Source organism: Nautilia lithotrophica (genome assembly GCF_054656815.1).
The window spans coordinates 1-17538 of record NZ_BAAHXN010000003.1 but is presented as its reverse complement, the minus strand read 5'-3'; the positions used below and the strand labels follow the sequence as shown (position 1 = coordinate 17538).

Annotated in this window: 16 protein-coding genes and 5 tRNA genes; 14 read left to right on the top strand and 7 right to left on the bottom strand. The window is 33.4% G+C overall.

Annotation, left to right across the window (positions count from 1 at the left end):
• Positions 1-44: 44 nt before the first annotated feature.
• The 9 genes from folE (at position 45) to ACYQ19_RS07485 (ending at position 6829) form a co-directional block, all read left to right on the top strand.
• Positions 45-623 carry a GTP cyclohydrolase I FolE gene (gene folE / locus ACYQ19_RS07525; RefSeq protein WP_459978819.1) on the top strand — a complete coding sequence of 193 codons (579 nt, stop codon included), beginning with the start codon at positions 45-47 and terminating at the stop codon, positions 621-623.
• Positions 624-687: 64 nt separating this feature from the next.
• Positions 688-1986 (top strand): flagellar protein export ATPase FliI, encoded by a 1299-nt coding sequence (fliI, locus tag ACYQ19_RS07520; RefSeq protein ID WP_459978818.1) that lies wholly within the window; start codon positions 688-690, stop codon positions 1984-1986.
• Positions 1987-2018: 32 nt separating this feature from the next.
• Positions 2019-4499 (top strand): EAL domain-containing protein, encoded by a 2481-nt coding sequence (locus ACYQ19_RS07515; RefSeq protein WP_459978817.1) that lies wholly within the window; start codon positions 2019-2021, stop codon positions 4497-4499.
• A gap of 43 nt (positions 4500-4542) precedes the next feature.
• A tRNA-Pro gene (locus tag ACYQ19_RS07510) sits at positions 4543-4620 on the top strand.
• A gap of 44 nt (positions 4621-4664) precedes the next feature.
• Positions 4665-4741 (top strand) — tRNA-His (locus tag ACYQ19_RS07505).
• A 17-nt stretch (positions 4742-4758) separates the two neighbouring features.
• Positions 4759-4835 (top strand) — tRNA-Arg (locus tag ACYQ19_RS07500).
• Between the two features lie 22 nt (positions 4836-4857).
• Positions 4858-4934, top strand: a tRNA-Arg gene (locus tag ACYQ19_RS07495).
• 10 nt (positions 4935-4944) lie between these two features.
• Positions 4945-5029, top strand: a tRNA-Leu gene (locus tag ACYQ19_RS07490).
• A 96-nt stretch (positions 5030-5125) separates the two neighbouring features.
• On the top strand, positions 5126-6829 hold the full coding sequence (locus ACYQ19_RS07485) for an ABC transporter ATP-binding protein (RefSeq protein ID WP_459978816.1): 1704 nt from the start codon (positions 5126-5128) through the stop codon (positions 6827-6829).
• Here the strand turns inward: ACYQ19_RS07485 and ACYQ19_RS07480 are convergent.
• Positions 6807-7904, bottom strand: coding sequence for a hypothetical protein (locus ACYQ19_RS07480; protein WP_459978815.1), 1098 nt, complete (start codon positions 7902-7904; stop codon positions 6807-6809). The two genes, ACYQ19_RS07485 and ACYQ19_RS07480, sit on opposite strands and share 23 nt — an antisense overlap.
• An 88-nt stretch (positions 7905-7992) precedes the next feature.
• Between ACYQ19_RS07480 and ilvD the strand changes: the two genes are divergently transcribed.
• Genes ilvD through ACYQ19_RS07465 form a run of 3 tightly spaced genes read left to right on the top strand, consistent with a single transcriptional unit; the run spans position 7993 to position 12182 of the window.
• Entirely contained in the window at positions 7993-9681 is a 1689-nt protein-coding gene (gene ilvD / locus ACYQ19_RS07475; RefSeq protein WP_459978814.1) for a dihydroxy-acid dehydratase, read from the top strand.
• 32 nt (positions 9682-9713) lie between these two features.
• Complete coding sequence (locus tag ACYQ19_RS07470; protein ID WP_459978813.1) at positions 9714-11297, top strand: sensor domain-containing diguanylate cyclase; 1584 nt, start codon at positions 9714-9716, stop codon at positions 11295-11297.
• 45 nt (positions 11298-11342) lie between these two features.
• Complete coding sequence (locus ACYQ19_RS07465) at positions 11343-12182, top strand: nucleoside recognition protein (protein ID WP_459978812.1); 840 nt, start codon at positions 11343-11345, stop codon at positions 12180-12182.
• Here ACYQ19_RS07465 and ACYQ19_RS07460 read toward each other — a convergent pair.
• The 5 genes from ACYQ19_RS07460 to ACYQ19_RS07440 all read right to left on the bottom strand — a co-directional run bounded on the left by ACYQ19_RS07460 (position 12179) and on the right by ACYQ19_RS07440 (position 14347).
• The gene (locus ACYQ19_RS07460) at positions 12179-12682 is read right to left on the bottom strand and encodes an ATP/GTP-binding protein (RefSeq protein ID WP_459978811.1); all 504 of its coding nucleotides are present in this window, start codon (positions 12680-12682) and stop codon (positions 12179-12181) included. The two genes, ACYQ19_RS07465 and ACYQ19_RS07460, sit on opposite strands and share 4 nt — an antisense overlap.
• A gap of 102 nt (positions 12683-12784) precedes the next feature.
• A complete protein-coding gene (gene amrA, locus ACYQ19_RS07455; protein WP_459978810.1) occupies positions 12785-13357 on the bottom strand; it encodes an AmmeMemoRadiSam system protein A in 573 nt (190 codons plus the stop codon).
• A 57-nt stretch (positions 13358-13414) separates the two neighbouring features.
• Positions 13415-13696 (bottom strand): EscU/YscU/HrcU family type III secretion system export apparatus switch protein, encoded by a 282-nt coding sequence (locus ACYQ19_RS07450; RefSeq protein WP_459978809.1) that lies wholly within the window; start codon positions 13694-13696, stop codon positions 13415-13417.
• The gene (gene thpR, locus ACYQ19_RS07445; protein WP_459978808.1) at positions 13671-14141 is read right to left on the bottom strand and encodes an RNA 2',3'-cyclic phosphodiesterase; all 471 of its coding nucleotides are present in this window, start codon (positions 14139-14141) and stop codon (positions 13671-13673) included. The genes ACYQ19_RS07450 and thpR overlap by 26 nt, the downstream gene beginning before the upstream one ends.
• The gene (locus ACYQ19_RS07440; protein WP_459978807.1) at positions 14138-14347 is read right to left on the bottom strand and encodes a DUF2905 domain-containing protein; all 210 of its coding nucleotides are present in this window, start codon (positions 14345-14347) and stop codon (positions 14138-14140) included. Before ACYQ19_RS07440 ends, thpR begins: the two co-directional genes overlap by 4 nt.
• 60 nt (positions 14348-14407) lie before the next feature.
• Here ACYQ19_RS07440 and leuC point away from each other — a divergent pair, with 60 nt between their 5' ends.
• On the top strand, positions 14408-15685 hold the full coding sequence (leuC, locus tag ACYQ19_RS07435; RefSeq protein WP_459978806.1) for a 3-isopropylmalate dehydratase large subunit: 1278 nt from the start codon (positions 14408-14410) through the stop codon (positions 15683-15685).
• 80 nt (positions 15686-15765) lie between these two features.
• Here leuC and ACYQ19_RS07430 read toward each other — a convergent pair whose 3' ends face one another.
• On the bottom strand, positions 15766-16233 hold the full coding sequence (locus ACYQ19_RS07430; protein ID WP_459978805.1) for a rhodanese-like domain-containing protein: 468 nt from the start codon (positions 16231-16233) through the stop codon (positions 15766-15768).
• 89 nt (positions 16234-16322) lie between these two features.
• Between ACYQ19_RS07430 and ACYQ19_RS07425 the strand changes: the two genes are divergently transcribed.
• Positions 16323-17282 (top strand): agmatine deiminase family protein, encoded by a 960-nt coding sequence (locus ACYQ19_RS07425; protein ID WP_459978804.1) that lies wholly within the window; start codon positions 16323-16325, stop codon positions 17280-17282.
• The last annotated feature ends 256 nt before the right edge of the window (positions 17283-17538 follow it).

The following is a 17538-nucleotide window of genomic DNA, read 5'->3' as shown; positions in this document are numbered from 1 at the left end:
CCTTTTTTTAAAGGGTATAATACCAAAAATTTTAAAGGATAACAATGAGCGTTGATTTAGAAAAACTTGAATTAGCCGCCAAAATGATTCTTGAAGCAATCGGTGAAGATGTCAATAGAGAAGGGCTTGTAAAAACACCTAAAAGGGTTGCCAAAAGTTTCGAATATATCTGCAGTGGGTATTTTAAAGACCCAAAAGTTGTGCTTAACGACGCACTTTTCGAATCTACAAACAACGAAATGGTTGTGGTTAGAAATATTGAATTCTATTCAATGTGCGAACACCACATTTTGCCGTTTTTCGGAAGAGTTCACGTAGCTTATATTCCTGATAAAAAGGTTGTGGGGCTTAGTAAAATCCCAAGAATGGTAAACGTATTTGCAAGAAGACTGCAAATTCAGGAGCAGCTCACAGAACAAATAGCCGATGCGATTATGGAAGTGGTTCAGCCAAAAGGTGTAGGTGTAGTAATTCACGCAAGACACATGTGTATGGAAATGAGAGGCGTTGAGACCAAACACTCTTATACATCAAGCAGTGCTTTAAGAGGAATATTCCTCGAAGAAAAAACCAGGGAAGAATTTTTCAATATTATAAACGCACCTATACAGACACACTTTTAACAAATGGAGAATTAAGAATTGAGAATTGAGAATTTAATAAACTTTTATCCGTCAAAGGATATGAATGGCTCTTAGCAGCATAAAAGACAAAATCGGCAAAAAGCCTCTTTCAAAGCCGTTTGGGATTGTTAAAAAAATAAACCCTACCAATCTCATAGCTACAGGGCTAAATCCTTCTATCGGAGATATTGTCAAAATCTGCTCAGGAAATCACGAAATACTTGGAATGGTAACGGCACTTGATGAGAATTCATTTGTGGTGACTCCTTTTTCGTTTCTTGAAGGTTTTAAAATCGGAGACAAAATCTATATTGACGAAAACGGAATGCAAATTCCCGTGGGCGAAGGACTGCTCGGAAGAGTCGTAGATCCTTTTATGAACCCGATTGATGATAAAGGCGATATATTTTTTGAAACTAAATATCCTATTATGACCAAACCCATCTCACCTATGAAAAGAGGTGTGATAAACGAAGTTTTTGAAACAAAAGTAAAAGCCATCGACGGCCTTTTAACATGCGGTAAAGGTCAAAAGCTCGGTATTTTTGCCGGAAGCGGTGTGGGTAAGTCCACTCTTATGAGTATGATCGTAAAAGGCGCGAGTGCCGATATTAAAGTAATAGCACTTATTGGTGAGAGAGGCCGCGAAATTCCCGAATTTATCGAGCATCAACTCGGAGGGGATCTTACAAACACCGTAATAATTGTAGCAACTTCGGATGATTCGGCTTTAATGAGAAAATACGGTGCTTTCAGTGCAATGGCGGTGGCTGAGTATTTTAAAGACAAAAACAAAGACGTCCTGTTCTTAATGGACAGCATTACGCGTTTTGCAATGGCTCAAAGAGAAATTGGCCTTGCTATGGGAGAGCCCCCAACATCTAAAGGATACCCGCCAAGCGCTATAATGCTTCTTCCCCAACTTATGGAAAGAGCCGGAAAAGAAAAAGACAAAGGCTCAATCACTGCATTTTTTACCGTTCTTGTAGAAGGCGACGATACATCCGCCGATCCTATTGCCGATCAGGCCCGTTCAATTCTTGACGGGCACTTTATCTTAAGCAGAGAACTTACAGACAGCGGAATATATCCACCTATAAATATCCTAAATTCAGCCAGCAGGGTGATGAACAACATCGTAACACAAGAACATTTACAAAAAGCCCAAAAATTTAAAAAGCTTTATTCACTTTTAAAAGAAAATGAAGTTCTAATAAGAATAGGCGCATATCAAAAAGGCGTAGATCCGGAACTTGACGAAGCTATTAACAAAAAAGAAGCAATGGAAAACTTTTTAAAACAATCTCCTAATGAATTAATTCCTTTTAACAAAACACTTGATATTTTAAATAATATTGTATAATTAAACACGAAATATATTTTTAGAGGAAAAAAATGGATTTTAACCAAATTCTTGAAATTTTCAACAAACAACCTTATGTTGCGATAATGCTTTATAAAGAAAAAATAATCTATGCAAATAAAAAACTTCAAGAATTATTGGGATTCACATATGAAGAACTTTTAAATATGTCTGCAGAAGAAGTTTTCCCTCCAGGTCCTAAAAGAAATAAAATCAAAGAAGTGGTAAAAAAAAGATTAAAAGGTGAAGATTTTCCGGCTACTTATGAACCACTTGAAATTGTAAATAAAAACAACAAACGTTTAATAATGAAATTTTTTACTCAAACTATAAAGCTTAATGATGGCTCTTATGCAGGATTAGTTTTTGGAATAGACGTGACAGATGAATATAAAAAAGAGTTTTTAATAGATATTCTAAAAGAAATAAATCAAACAATAATTACAAAAGACAATGAAGAAGAAATATATTCAAAAATTGTAGAACAAATATATAAAAAAGGAAATTATGAATTTGTATGTGCTTCTATAAAAAAGATAGATTCCTCAGAAATGGATCCTAAATATTGTATTGGAAATTATGATGAGCAATTTTTAGATTTTTTGCGTAAAATTTTTAAAGCTGACCCTAAATATGCTAATAAATGTATGGCTACAAAATATATGCTTGAAAATAAATTCATGATAATAAATGATTTAACAAAAATTGACTTTCCGAATAAAGAATTAATAAACACATTACTTGAACGTAATTTCAGATCTATTCTTTTTTTTCCTATTTTTAAAAACAACCAACTATATTCGGCAATTGGAATTTGCTCGAGATATACTTATGATTTTGATAATACATCACTTTCTATTTTTGAAGAAGCTAAACAAGATATTGAATTTGCTTTAAAAAAATCTGAAAATATTACATATTTAAAACTACTACAAGAAGCTTTAGATAAAGCATACTCATGGGTTATTATTACTGATGAAGATGCAAATATATTATATGCAAATAAAAGCGTTGAAGAAATAACAGGATATAAATTAATTGAACTTTTTGGTCAAAACCCAAGAATCTTTAAATCAGGTTACCATTCGGATGAATTTTATCAAAAGTTATGGGAAAAACTTCTTAATAATGAAGTAGTAGAAACAATTTTAATTAATAAAGATAAAAATGGGCATATTTTTTATTTAAAAGATAAAATTGTCCCAATAATAGCCCCTAATGGCAAAAAATATTACATTTCATTAGCCATCGATATTACACATGAAAAAACGCTTCAAAACAAACTAAAAAAAGATATATTAACAGATTTACCAAACCGAAATGAATTTATTAATTTAATTTCGAAAAAAATTGATCCTAAGTATTCCTATGCATGTATTATAATTGACTTAAGAGATTTTAAAATTTTTAATCAATTAAACGGAAATGCCGCCGGAGATTATCTGCTTAGAAAATTTGCTGATTTTATAAAAACAATATTTTACGAAGAAGACATTATCTCAAGAATTGGTGGTGATGAGTTTGCTGTATTTGTTAAATATAATTCAATTAATGATTTATATTCCATAATTCATAAAATTTTATATAAAGTAAAACATCTAGAAGATTTTCATAATAAAATATCCGTTAATATAGGTATATCATTATATCCTAAAGATTCAACAAATATAACCGAATTAATAGAAAAAGCGTTTTTAGCTCTTGAAATTGCAAAAGAAAAAGGTGATTTTACATATGAGTTTTTCAACCCTCAAATTAACCAAAAAATAATAGAATACTCCGATATTAAAAAATTAATCGTTAATGCAATTAAAAATGAAGAATTTTTATATCATTTTCAACCTTATGTAGAATCGAAAACATTCAAAATTGCTGGCGCCGAAACATTATTGAGAATTAAACATAATAATGAAATTATTTATCCAAATACTTTTATTGATTTTGCAGAAAACAGCGGTTATATTAAAGAAATAGAAAAAATAATGTTTCCAAAATATTTAAAATATTTAAAAGAAATTGAAATTCCACTCTCTTTTAATATTTCCGGTAAATCATTAACAGATCAAAATCATATTAAAGAAATGTTTGAAAATGTAAATAATCAGCCTATAATAATTGAACTTACTGAACGCGAAATAGCTGGTAACATAGAATATACCAAAGAAATTTTTAAATTTTTTAAAGAAAAAAATTTCAAACTTTCAATTGATGATTTTGGAACAGGATATTCATCTTTAACATACCTTAAAGATTTACCAGCAGACTTTTTAAAAATAGACATGTCATTTATAAGAAATATTGAATCATCTGAAAAAGACTTAGCAATTGTGGAAACAATTATCAATTTTGCACATAAATTTAACTTAAAAACCATAGCTGAAGGGGTTGAAACTGAAAACCAAGTAAAAATATTACAAAAGTTTAATTGCGATTATTTGCAAGGATTTTATTTTGCTAAACCTATGCCTATTGAAGAATTTAAAAATTTCTTAATTTCCCAGAAAAATTCTTGACAAAAAAAATTTTTTTACATATAATTTCAGTCCACAAAGCTTACGGAGTGTAGCGCAGTTTGGTTAGCGCACCTGGTTTGGGACCAGGGGGTCGGGGGTTCGAGTCCCTCCACTCCGACCATTTAAGCCACTATAAGTGAGAAGCTTGCGGGCTACCCACTTGTGGTGGGTGTAGCTCAGGTGGTTAGAGCACCAGGTTGTGGCCCTGGGGGTCGCCGGTTCGAGTCCGGTCATCCACCCCATTGTTCTATCTAATTGAGCGTCCGTAGCTCAATTGGATAGAGCAACGGACTTCGGATCCGTAGGTTGTAGGTTCGAGTCCTACCGGACGCGCCAAACAACAAAAGCTCTCAAATAAGCGCCCTTAGCTCAGCTGGATAGAGCAACGGCCTTCTAAGCCGTAGGTCGCAGGTTCGAGTCCTGCAGGGCGTACCACTTTTCATCTGCGGGAGTGGCGGAACTGGCAGACGCGCTAGACTTAGGATCTAGTGCCGCAAGGCGTGGAGGTTCGAGTCCTCTCTCCCGCACCACTTTAAAAACTTCGCTAGTTAGTGTCTGTCACTAATATGCTTTACTTGATTCTACATTATTAGTATAATTTTCATAAAAACTCCCAAAGGTTGAAATTGTATACATTCAAACATCTGATAAAAGAGATCAAAAAATACAAACGTGAATTCATCATTGCACAAATTATAGCATTAATAGCAACAATAATTTCAATCCCTATTCCTATGCTCATGCCTCTTCTAATCGATGAAGTTCTGCTTAAAAAGCCGGGATTATGGATAGAAAACCTAAGCAATATATTCGGGCAGTGCTCGGCATTTTGCTACGTAATCGTAACTCTTATAATCGTGCTTGTTTTAAGGAGTATGTTTGTGGCCCTAAACGTGGCACAGACCTATTTTTTTGAAAAAATCACAAAAGACATCACCTATAAAATCAGACTAAGGGTTTTGAGCCATCTAAAAAACCTCTCAATCAACGAATACGAAAACCTGAAAACCGGGGATATAGCCAGCCGGCTTATCAGTGACGTAAACACAGTTGAAGAGTTTTTAATCAAATCTGTCTCCCGCTTCGTAATTTCCGCCCTTACGCTGATAGGAGTCGCTATAGTTTTGCTTCTAATCAACTGGAAGCTCGGGCTTTTTATATTGATACTTAACCCTTTTGTGGTGGTGCTTTCGGGTAAAATTGCAAGAAAGGTAAAAAAATACAAAGCCGCCCAAAACCGCTCTATTTCCATATTCCAAGAAGCACTCATCGAAACGCTTGAGCTGTTTGAACAGATAAAAGCATACAACAAAGAGGACTTCTTTTTCAAAAAACTGTTCAATCTCACAAAAGAGCTTAAACAAAAAGCGTTTGATTTCAGCTACAAAGTTGAAGCGTTTAACAAACTAAGTTTCCTGGTGTTCTTGATAGGTTTTGAAATATTCAGAGCCGCGGGGATTTTAGCCGTAGCGTATGACAACCTTACAATCGGGCTTATGCTGGCTGTTTACAGTTATCTGTGGTTTATGATGACGCCTATTCAGGATATTATCTCCATACAATACAGCTATTTCGCCGCAAAAGCCGCGCTTGATAGGATCAACGAAACACTTGAGCTTAAAACCGAGCCTAAATTCCCGCATAAACAAACCCCTTTTGAAAACCCGGTACAAGTTAAAATTCAAAACATCTCATTCAAATACACTGAAAGCGACTGGATACTGAAAAACGCTTCGGCAGCCATCCGTCCGAATAAAATCACAGCCCTTATCGGTGCGAGCGGAGGCGGTAAAACGACGCTTGCTAAAATAATCGCCGGATTTTTTACACCAAACGAAGGCGATATAAAATATAACGGGGTCAGTTTTAAAGAAATCGGACTTGATAAAATCCGCGAGAATGTCAGCCTCATACTCCAAGAAACCAGACTCTTTAACGACACGCTTCTATTTAACCTGACACTCGGAAAAGAGTTTTCGGAAGATGAAATATGGAATGCCCTTAAACTTGCCGAGCTTAAAGAAACAGTCGAAAAGTGGCCTGAGAAACTAAACACTTATGTAGGTAAAAACGGCGTAAAACTCAGCGGCGGACAGAAACAAAGAGTCGCTATAGCCAGAGCCCTGCTTCATAAACCCAAAATCATCATACTTGACGAATCAACCTCAGCCCTTGATATTGATACGGAAGAGAAAGTTTTCAAAAACATAGAAAGTTTCCTAAAAGAGAGAACTTCAATCATAATCGCCCACAGAGCCGAAACGATAGCCAAGGCGGAAGATATCTTAATGATCAAAAACAAAGAGATTATAACCCTAAAAACCTCTTAGCGTTTTTTAGCTTTTTGGTGTTGTTTTCAACCCATTGTCTTATCGTCTCACGGGGTGGCTGTTTTTTTCTTTTTTTATACGCTTCGCTTAATATTGCGTAAAAAGGATGGTTTTGATACTTTTCTTTAAATTCTTTCAAAGTCCCCTCAAAAGAATCTATTATCCCAATAAGATCTTTTTGAAGGTTATCGTATTTTTCACTGAATCTGTCGTGTATCTCTTTTACAAACTCATACTTTTCGCTTTTCGGGTTTAATATTTCAAATAGATCTTTTATCTCACCGCTAAGCGTCATCTGGATAATATTGTGCTCTTTTATATCTCCCAGAATTTTATGTCTTTTTAAATATTCGTCCGTTTTTACCTTTACGAATTTCATATCCTCAAAAACCAGAATCCACCCCTCTTTGCTGACACACACGCCTTTGTTTTTAATATAATCGTTTAAAGGCTTGTTTTCGCATATTCCGGCGTATTCCACACCGAACTTTTCAGCCATCTTTTCAAAATCCAGCAAATAATTACCCTCCGAGTCCCTCACCTGTGTAAGTATCAGGGCTTCTTTATTGTAATCCATAACAACCTGCGATTTTTCCGAAATATATTCAAACATAGGGAAAAGCCCGTTATCAAAGCAGTGCTTTACGAACTTTTTTATATTTTCGCTGCTTTCATAAATCTCCTGGCTTCTCAGAGCCTGATACGAATCAAACCTCAGCTTGCTTTTAAAATAAACTTCCCCTCCTACAATTACGGGATGAACAAACGTGCCGTCTATTTTTTCACTGACTTTTATCACCCTTTTGTCTTTGAGATCCTCTTCCATCCATCCCGGAGCCTGATTTAGCTCAAAAAATTTGTGAATAGCCGGAAACCTATTCCATTCACTGCCTTCTTTTACAAACGTAAGACCTCTAAGCTCCCACGCGTTAAATTTTTCAAACTCCTCAAAATTGCCCTGTTTATAATGATATACGGCAATTTCCCTCTCTTTAAACGTAAAACTTTTACAAAAAAACTGCTTTGAGTTTGCAACAATCTCATCGCATTCATCTTTACTTGGTAAATAAAACATAAACTAAAACCTTTAATATTTTTTAGCGTAATTATATCAAATTAAAATCCTTAAAATTGTGATAAAATAACGATAAAAAAGGAAACCCATGAGAAGTGATGAAGTAAAAAAAGGATGGCACAGAGCCCCTCACAGAAGTCTGTTCAGAGCTACGGGACTTAAAGACGAAGATTTTGAAAAACCGTTTATCGGTGTTGCAAACTCTTTTATCGAAATAATCCCGGGACACTTTTTCTTAAACAAATATGCCGAAATCGTTAAAGACGAAATCAGAAAAAACGGATGTGTGCCGTTTGAATTCAACACAATCGGCGTTGACGACGGTATCGCAATGGGTCACGACGGTATGCTTTATTCTTTGCCGAGCCGTGAGATTATCGCAAACTCAATCGAAACTGTTATGAACGCACACAAACTCGACGCACTTATCTGTATCCCTAACTGTGACAAAATTACACCGGGTATGGTAATGGGAGCTCTTAGAGTGAACGTTCCGTCTATTTTCGTAACTGGCGGACCAATGAGAGCGGGACACATGCCTGACGGAACTCCGATTGACCTTGCTACGGTATTTGAAGGGGTAGGTAAATTCGAAAAAGGTGAAATCGACGAAGAAACACTTTACAACCTCGAATGTCTTGCATGTCCGGGAGGCGGAAGCTGTTCGGGTATGTTTACGGCAAACTCTATGAACACTTTAATAGAAGCTATGGGTATCGCGCTTAAAGGAAATGGAACCGTTTTAGCTCTTACGCCTGAGAGGGAAGAACTTTTAAGAGCTGCAGCCAGAAGAATATGTGAAATCGCTAAAGACGAACAGCTTACAGAACAATACAGAATCAAAAATATTATTAACGAAAAAGCAATTCACAACGCATTCGTGGTAGACATGGCAATGGGTGGAAGCTCAAACACGGTTCTTCACATGATGGCTATCGCAAAAGAAGCGGATGTTGATTTTGATTTACACAAACTAAACGAAATCGCAAGACACACTTCGCATATTGCAAAAATTTCCCCGTCACTTCAAACGGTTCATATGGAAGATATCCACAGAGCCGGTGGAATGAGTGCGGTTATGAAGGAAATCAGCAGAAGAAGCGATACTATCCTTTACCTTGACAACCCTGTAATCGAAGGTGGAACGGTAGCTGATAGAATTAAAGACGCAAAGGTTAAAGACCCGGAAGTAATACACCCTATCGAAAATCCTTACAGCAAAGTGGGAGGTCTTGCGATACTTTTCGGAAACCTCGCGGAAGAAGGATGTGTTATTAAAACAGCCGGAATTACGGGTGAGAGAAAATTTAAAGGCCGTGCTGTTTGCTTTAACTCTCAGCAAGAAGCAATTGAGGGAATTACAAGCGGCAAAATCAAAAAAGGCGACGTTGTAGTTATCAGATACGAAGGTCCTAAAGGGGGGCCTGGAATGCAGGAAATGCTCGCACCTACTAGCTTAATTATGGGTATGGGGCTCGGAAGCGACGTTGCGTTGATTACGGACGGAAGATTCTCAGGTGCCACAAGGGGGCTAAGCATCGGTCACGTAAGCCCAGAAGCGGCGGAAGGCGGTATGATCGGGCTTCTTAAAGATGGTGATATTATCGAAATAGACGTTGACAATTTCTCAATAAACGTCGATTTATCCGAAGAAGAAATTGAAAAAAGAAAAAAAGAATTTAAACCGATTAAAAAAGAAGTTCCTGGTAAATGGCTAAAACAATATAGAATGCTTGTAACAAACGCAAGTAACGGGGCAATTTTAAAAGCAGAATAATTATTTGCCCTTTTTGGGCATAAAGGTTCAATTTGAGAATTAAAATTTATATATCTATATTTTTAATGTGCTGTTTGGTAATTGGCACTTCAATTTATTATACAAATAAAAGTATAAATATTCTTTCAAAAGAAAAAGCTGAACAAATATATAATATAAGAAAAAATGAATATAATGTAATCCTTAAAGATAAAAAAAACTTCTTGAATTCATTTGCAAAATTTATATCTTCTTCTAATATTGTCATTAAATCTTATTTAGATAATAATAGAACAGAACTCATTAATTTTGTAATACCTTTATATAAACATTTACATTCTTCAGGATTATTAGAAGAAATTCATTTTTTTAAAAGACCTGCAATAAGTTTTGTTAATTTTGCAAATTTAAAAGCTTTTAACATGGATGTAAGTAAAGCAAGAGCTGATATTGTATGGGTTAGCACATCATTTTCACCTTCCACTCATTTTTATGTTTGCCGTCTTTATCCAGGGCTTAGAGCCACTTACCCTATTGTCTATAAAGACAGATTATTAGGAAGTGTTTCATTTGGTATTAATATAAAAATCTTCAAACAATTATTTAAAAATTTAGGTGTAAAAGATGTAAGTATCTATTTAAACAATGAAGAGCTAAAAAAATCATTACTTCCAAATAAATATACATTTTTTAAAAATTTACCTTCCTTTAAGGATTGGAAAGTTTTAGGAGATATTTACAATATTAATTTAAAACCTGGATTAGAAACAAAAAATGGATTTGTTTTTACAAAAATTGAAATAAAAGATTTTTTTAATAAACCAATGGCTTATTTAGTTATAAAAGATGATATATCTTCAAGTCTTCATATGCTTAAGCAAAGAGCTTTAAATAAAATGAGTCTTGAAGTTTTTAGTTTTTTATTTATTTTTGCAATAATATTTATGCTTTTCAAATGGCTGTTTGATAAATTAAACGAAATGAATCAAATATTATATTACATAAAAACACAACAATTTGAAAAAATTCCTGAAAAAACAAAAGAAAAAGATGAACTTGACATATATAAAAATAATCTTATAGATGTTGCTCATGATATAAAAGCATATATTTCTTTACTTACACAAAAAGTTAAAAAATATTCAAATAAAGCATATAAAGATGGCCTTACAGAAATATTTAACAGAAGATTCTTAGAAGAAAAAGCAAAAGAGCTATTTTTACAATACAAAGTATCAAAAACACAAGTGGGAATACTTATGCTTGATATAGATGATTTTAAAAAAATTAATGATACATATGGGCACGATATAGGTGATCTCGTTTTGATTGCATTAGCAGATACCATAAAACAAATCATAAGAAAAAATGATATTTTTATTAGATACGGAGGTGAAGAATTCATTATTATTTTACCAAATTCAAATATAGAAAATACATATAAAATAGCAGAAAAAATAAGACGTGAAATAGAAAAAATAAAAATCGATATTGGTCAAAAACATTTGGAATTCACTATAAGTATAGGTGTAAGTGAAATAAGAGATAATGATACTTCAATATTTGACGCAATTAAAAGAGCTGATATTAATTTATATAAAGCTAAAAGAAATGGTAAAAATAGAGTTGAAGTATAAAAATTTATTTAAAAAGCTTGATATAATTCCTTAAAAAGAATATAAATGAATCCCTTGATAAACCAGGCTTTAAAAACAGCTCTTTTAATCATTAAACTTGTAATACCATTTTATCTTTTAGCTGATATTCTGATTTATCTCGGAATACTTCAAAAAATATCATTTATTTTTGAACCGATTACTTCTATAATGGGGCTATCCCCCGAAGTTTCACTTTCCATTGCGGCGGGAGTGCTTTTTAATCTCTATGCAGCTATAGCATTCGCCGCGCCTTTGGGATTAACGCCTTACGAATGGACGATTCTCGGACTTTTTTTAGGTATTGCTCACGCATTGCCCGTTGAAAATACGATTATGAAAAAACTATCAATGCCTCACTGGTATTCGACTCTACTAAGAATAGGTGTCGGAATAATCGCCGTAATAGTTTTCCGACTTCTTCCAATTCACATAGAAGGTAAAACTCTTCAAAAAAAGATAATTCTACCGCATTACGATTCGTTTTGGGAATTGCTCAGTAATTCTTTATATAACGCATCCGTTTTAGCAGTTAAAATTATTATATTGATTACTATTATTATTTTTATAATGCATTTTATCAGAACAAAACTCTTTAAAAACAAAAACCTGAGCGCTTCATTTTCAATTATTACAGGAATTATTTTAGGAATTACTTACGGAGCGGGCGTGTTAATAGCCGAAAAAGATAAACTCACAAAAAAAGAGCTTTTATATGTCGGAACGTTTCTTATGATAGCCCATTCTTTAATTGAAGATCCTCTTTTATTCGTTTTGTTTGGTGCAAATTTTTGGATATTAGTCGGAATAAGGCTTATTTTGGCTGTTATATTTTCATATCTTGTTGTGAAATTTTATAAGGCTTAAGCAAAAATTTCCAATTTTTTAGAATCGTCAAAAAGCCTGTCAAACAGCTTTTTCGCTTTTTTTACCTCATCAAGTGTGGCCTGAATCTGCTTTAAAACAGCATCAAACGTTTTTACACCCTCGTTTTTAATCGCATTTGCATGATTTTCGTCTTTGGGTTTAGGAAGGTATGCTTTTAACATCTGAGCGGTGTTTATCATAACCTTTTCATTTGCTTCTTTTTGTTTCATAAATTTTTCAAAAAGAGGTTTTATTTTTTCAAAAGCCTCTTTTATCTCTTTAAGGTCCTGCTCACTAAGCCCGTTGCCTTCGTAATGAAACTCATATCCATATTCATGTTTTATTGTAAATTCTTCAGATTCAAATTCTCCACCTATTTTATAAGAACTGAATGCTTCTATCGAATCATACATTTTAAGATCAATTTTATCACCTTCACTGGTTGTAAAAGAAAAATTAAAACTTGCAGAATTCAATCCGTATCTCTCGATGCTTAACATATAATACCCCAACTCTTTTATACCAAATCGGCAAAATCGTAAATCCTTTAAATTTCAGTTCTGTTAAAAGTATTTTTTTACCCGAAAAAATTTTTTCGAGAATTATTCTTCCTCTTCAACTTCTATTGCCTGATATGTATAAATCACCGGATGATACATCAGACAATCACCAGGCAGCCCTGCTTTCATACAAAGGTGTGCAAAGAAAAGCTCAAACGCCGGTAGTTCTTCCCAAACACTCGGAAGGAAAGTGGCCTGATGGTTTGCAAGCTGTAAAATTACCCCGTCAACCCCCGGACGTATTTTTCTCATTAGGTCTTCTTTATCCTCATATTCAAGTTTTTCCGGAATTGTAAGTATACTTACTTCAATTTTCACCCTCTCAAACTCTTCAGGCGTTAAAGGCGGAAATCTCGGATCTTCAAATGCAGCTGCTTTTGCATTCGCCACCACATCATCAATCAAAGGCCTGTAAGGAAGAATTGATCCTATACATCCTCTAAGATTACTTCCTCTTGGTTTATCTTTCATTTTAAGTGTAACAAAACATGCCCTCTTTTCTGCCAAAAAAGGATATTTTTTTATCCATTCTTCTTTATCAATAAGTTTTTTTCCTTCGAACTCTTCCAATATGGACATTCTTGCAAGTTTCAATAATACTCTTAAATCTTCCATTTTCCCCTCCTTATATTTTATATATTATATCATAATTCTTTAGTCATTTCCACTAAACTACTTGCTTAATTGTGCCTTTTCCTCAAGTTTATAAAGCCATATAAAAACATCCACCACGGCCTTATACATTTTCGGCGGTATTTCTTCTCCAATTTCAACATTTAAAAGCATATCCGCAAGAGTTTCATTTTGAAAAAGAGGAACATCGTAAAGCTTTGCTTTTTCTATAATCTTTTTTGCAATTTTCCCTTTGCCTTTTGCAATTACTTTAGGAGCGTTTTCTTCATAAGCTTTATATTTTAACGCCACGGCTTTATTCATATTTGTAAATTTTTTCATATACAGGACCTTTTTTTGTCAGTGTGGATTTGTAAAGATATACCTCAAGAGGTATTTCAAATTCAATGTTTTCATATTTTTTAAGCTCGTCCCAGAATTTTTCATCTTTAATATTTTTAATTCTACAAAGCGTTATGTGAGGTTTAAAGGGTTTGTCGTTTTTTAAACCGAATTTTTCGTTTATCTGTCTGTTTATATCGTCACTGACATCCACTTTTAAATATATAATTTTATTACCGAATGTTCCAATCCCTTTAACTTTTAACATTTCATTTTTCACTTTTAATTTTGTTTTATATTTTTCAGGTTCGTCATCCCCTATGAATTTATGCGTCAGGTGAAGATTCCATCCTTCTACCCATTTACCCTCCACATATTTTGAAAGCGAGTTTTTAATAGCTCCGTATATTGGAAATTGCACAGGCGTTGCAATAAAAAGTCTCATTTTAAAAACCTTGAGACTATACTAAAGATTATACTTAACACAATACTTATAATAATTGAAGAAGTAATCGGAAAATAAAATTTAAAATTTCCTTTGTCTATTACGATATCACCCGGAAGCCTGAAAAGCGGAAACCCTTTAAATACATACAAAATCAGACCAATCAGAATAAAAACAATTCCTATAAAAATGAAAATTTTAGCCATTTTCACCCTTTTTTATATATTATAGCAAATTAGTTATAATTTCATTAAAAAAGGATACATATGCCTATGACCATTACTGAAAAAATTTTTGCTGAGCACATAGGTCGTGAGGTTAAACCCGGCGAAATTATTATGTGCGATGTGGACATGACAATCGGAAACGATATTACAACTCCAATTTCTATCAGAGCTTTTGAAGAAAGCGGTGCCGAAAAACTTGCCAAACCTGATAATTTCGCAATAGTTTTAGACCACTTTATCCCTCCAAAAGACATAGCAAGCGCAAATCAGGCTAAAATAAACAGGGATTTTGCATATAAACACGATCTTAAAAACTTTTTTGACGAAAAAGATATGGGAATCGAGCACAGATTGCTTCCCGAAAAAGGTCTTGTAATTCCTGGTGACGTTATTATCGGTGCGGATTCTCATACATGCACACACGGCGCTTTAGGAGCTTTTTCTACGGGTATGGGTTCTACCGATATCGCATTTTGTATGATTACCGGAAAAAGCTGGTTTAAAATTCCTGAGAGTATCAAAGTCATATTCAAAGGTGAAAGACAGCAGCACGTTTACGGAAAAGATCTTATTTTAGAACTTATCAGAAGAATAGGCGTTGACGGCGCATTATACAAAGCTCTTGAATTTACGGGAGAAGTTATTGAAAACCTGCCGATGGATGACAGAATGAGCCTTTGTAACATGGCTATTGAAGCGGGAGCCAAAAACGGAATCGTAGCTTATGACAAAATTACCGAAGCATTTTTAGAAGAAGTAAAAAAATACAATCCTTTAAGAAGCGAACCAAAAATCCACTATTCAGACCCTGACGCAAACTATTCTCAGGTAATCGAAATAGATGTAAACAAACTTGAACCGCTTGTAGCGTATCCGTTCCTTCCAAGCAACGGCAAACCTATTAGCCAGGCTGTAAAAGACGATATTGAAATCGACCAGGTATATATCGGAAGTTGTACAAACGGAACACTTAGTGACCTTAGAATCGCCGCTGAAATACTTAAAGGTAAAAAAGTTCATAGAAGAGTAAGATTAATCGTTACTCCTGCAACTCAAAGAATTTACAAACAGGCCGAACACGAAGGAATCCTTGATATCTTAATTGACGCAGGTGCAGTTGTAGCCAATCCTACATGCGGTGCTTGTCTTGGAGGATATATGGGTATTTTAGGTGATGGAGAAAGAGCCGTAGCCACTACAAACAGAAACTTCAGAGGAAGAATGGGAAGCAGAAGCAGCGAAGTATACCTAAGCAACTCCGCAGTTGCTGCAGCAAGTGCAATTGCAGGTAAAATCGCAGATCCAAGAGACATTTAATGTCTCTTTCTATTCATATTAAAAAATTAGAATTAAAGTGACAGACACTAAATATTTATCATACCCAAAAAGGGTAAAAATTATTTTTGAAGTTGTATTTTCACTGGACCTAATTTCATAGCATTAATAACTGTTCCACCATTTTGGATCCATGCTTTCATTCCGCCTTTTAGAACATATACATTATCAAATTTATACCATTTTTTAAGTGTGGCCGCTGCAAGTAATGCTCTATGTCCTGTTCTACAGACAGTTACAATTCTTTGATTTGGTTTAATTTTACCTTTTTTTACAGCCCCATATATTACACCCCTTGGAATCAATACTGCACCTTTAATATGCCCTGCCATAAACTCCGGACCTTCTCTAACATCTACAATTTTAACATTTCCTTCATTAATCCATTTTTTAAGCGTTTGTGCGGTTACAAAGTTGCTCCCTACGATTTTTAAAGCTTCCGCTTTTTGTGCTTTTACACCATCTAATGGATTGTAAGCAAATAATAATCCCATACTTAATAAACTACCAAATACTAATTTTTTTAACATAAAAGCTCCTTCAGTTTTTTTTTCAAAATTAAGTATAGTATAATTTTCATATTCTTTTAATAATATAAGCAAATTTTATAAGGTATCTAATGAACTATTTAATACCAGAATGGGAAAAACAGGAGTTTGTGCAATTAGTTTTCCCTCACAAAAATACAGATTGGAATTGTTGTTTAAATGAAGCTATTAACACTTTTACAGAAATAGCTTATGCAATAGCACAATATGAAAAAGTATTAATATGTTATGAAGACAAAAACACAATTTCTCACTTAAAACATAAAAACTTCATATTTAAAAAAATAAAAAACAATGATACATGGGCAAGAGACTTCGGTGCAATTAGTATAAAAAAAGACAATGCAATAAAACTGCTTGATTTTAAATTTAATGGTTGGGGACTAAAGTTTCCTGCAAATTTAGATAATCAAATTTCTAGAAAATTATTTAATATAGATAAAAGCTATAATTTTGTTCTTGAAGGTGGAAGTATCGATACTAATGGTAAAACATTACTAACAACTTCACAATGCTTACTAGAACCAAACAGAAATTATCCTATAACGCAAGAGGAAATAGAAGAATTTTTAAAAAAAGAGCTTTTTGTAGATGAAATAATATGGGTAAATCACGGCTTTTTAGAAGGAGACGATACTGATTCTCATATAGATACACTTGCTAGATTTATCAATGAAAATTCCATTGTTTATTGCAAATGTGAAAACAAAAATGACATTCATTATGAGGAACTTTTTTTAATGGAACAAGAACTTAAAAAAACTAAGTTTGAGATAATTCCATTACCACTTCCTGAACCAAAAACATGGGACAATCAACGTCTCCCTGCAACATATGCTAATTTTTTAATAATAAACAATGCTGTATTGCTTCCTATATATGAAGATAATAAAGACAAATATGTATATGATTTATTTTGTGAAATATTTCCGAATAGAGAAATAATTCCTATAAATGCAAATACCCTAATTAAACAACATGGCTCAATTCATTGTATTACAAAAGAATATTTTTCAAATTGCATAAAATAATAAAAATTATAAAGATATATAACTTATAACAATTAATTAGTTAAATTTTTAACTTATAATAATTAATAACAAATATCAATATAATATATTGAATAAAATAAAGTTGAAAAAAAGATTAAATATAACTCTAGGATAAATAAAAAAAACAATTAATTAAACAAATTTTAGGATTTTGACAATGGATAATATAGGGATGTAAAGTAAAAAATTATAATGGATTGAATCAAACATGTGCCAGACCCAATTAGTATTAAAA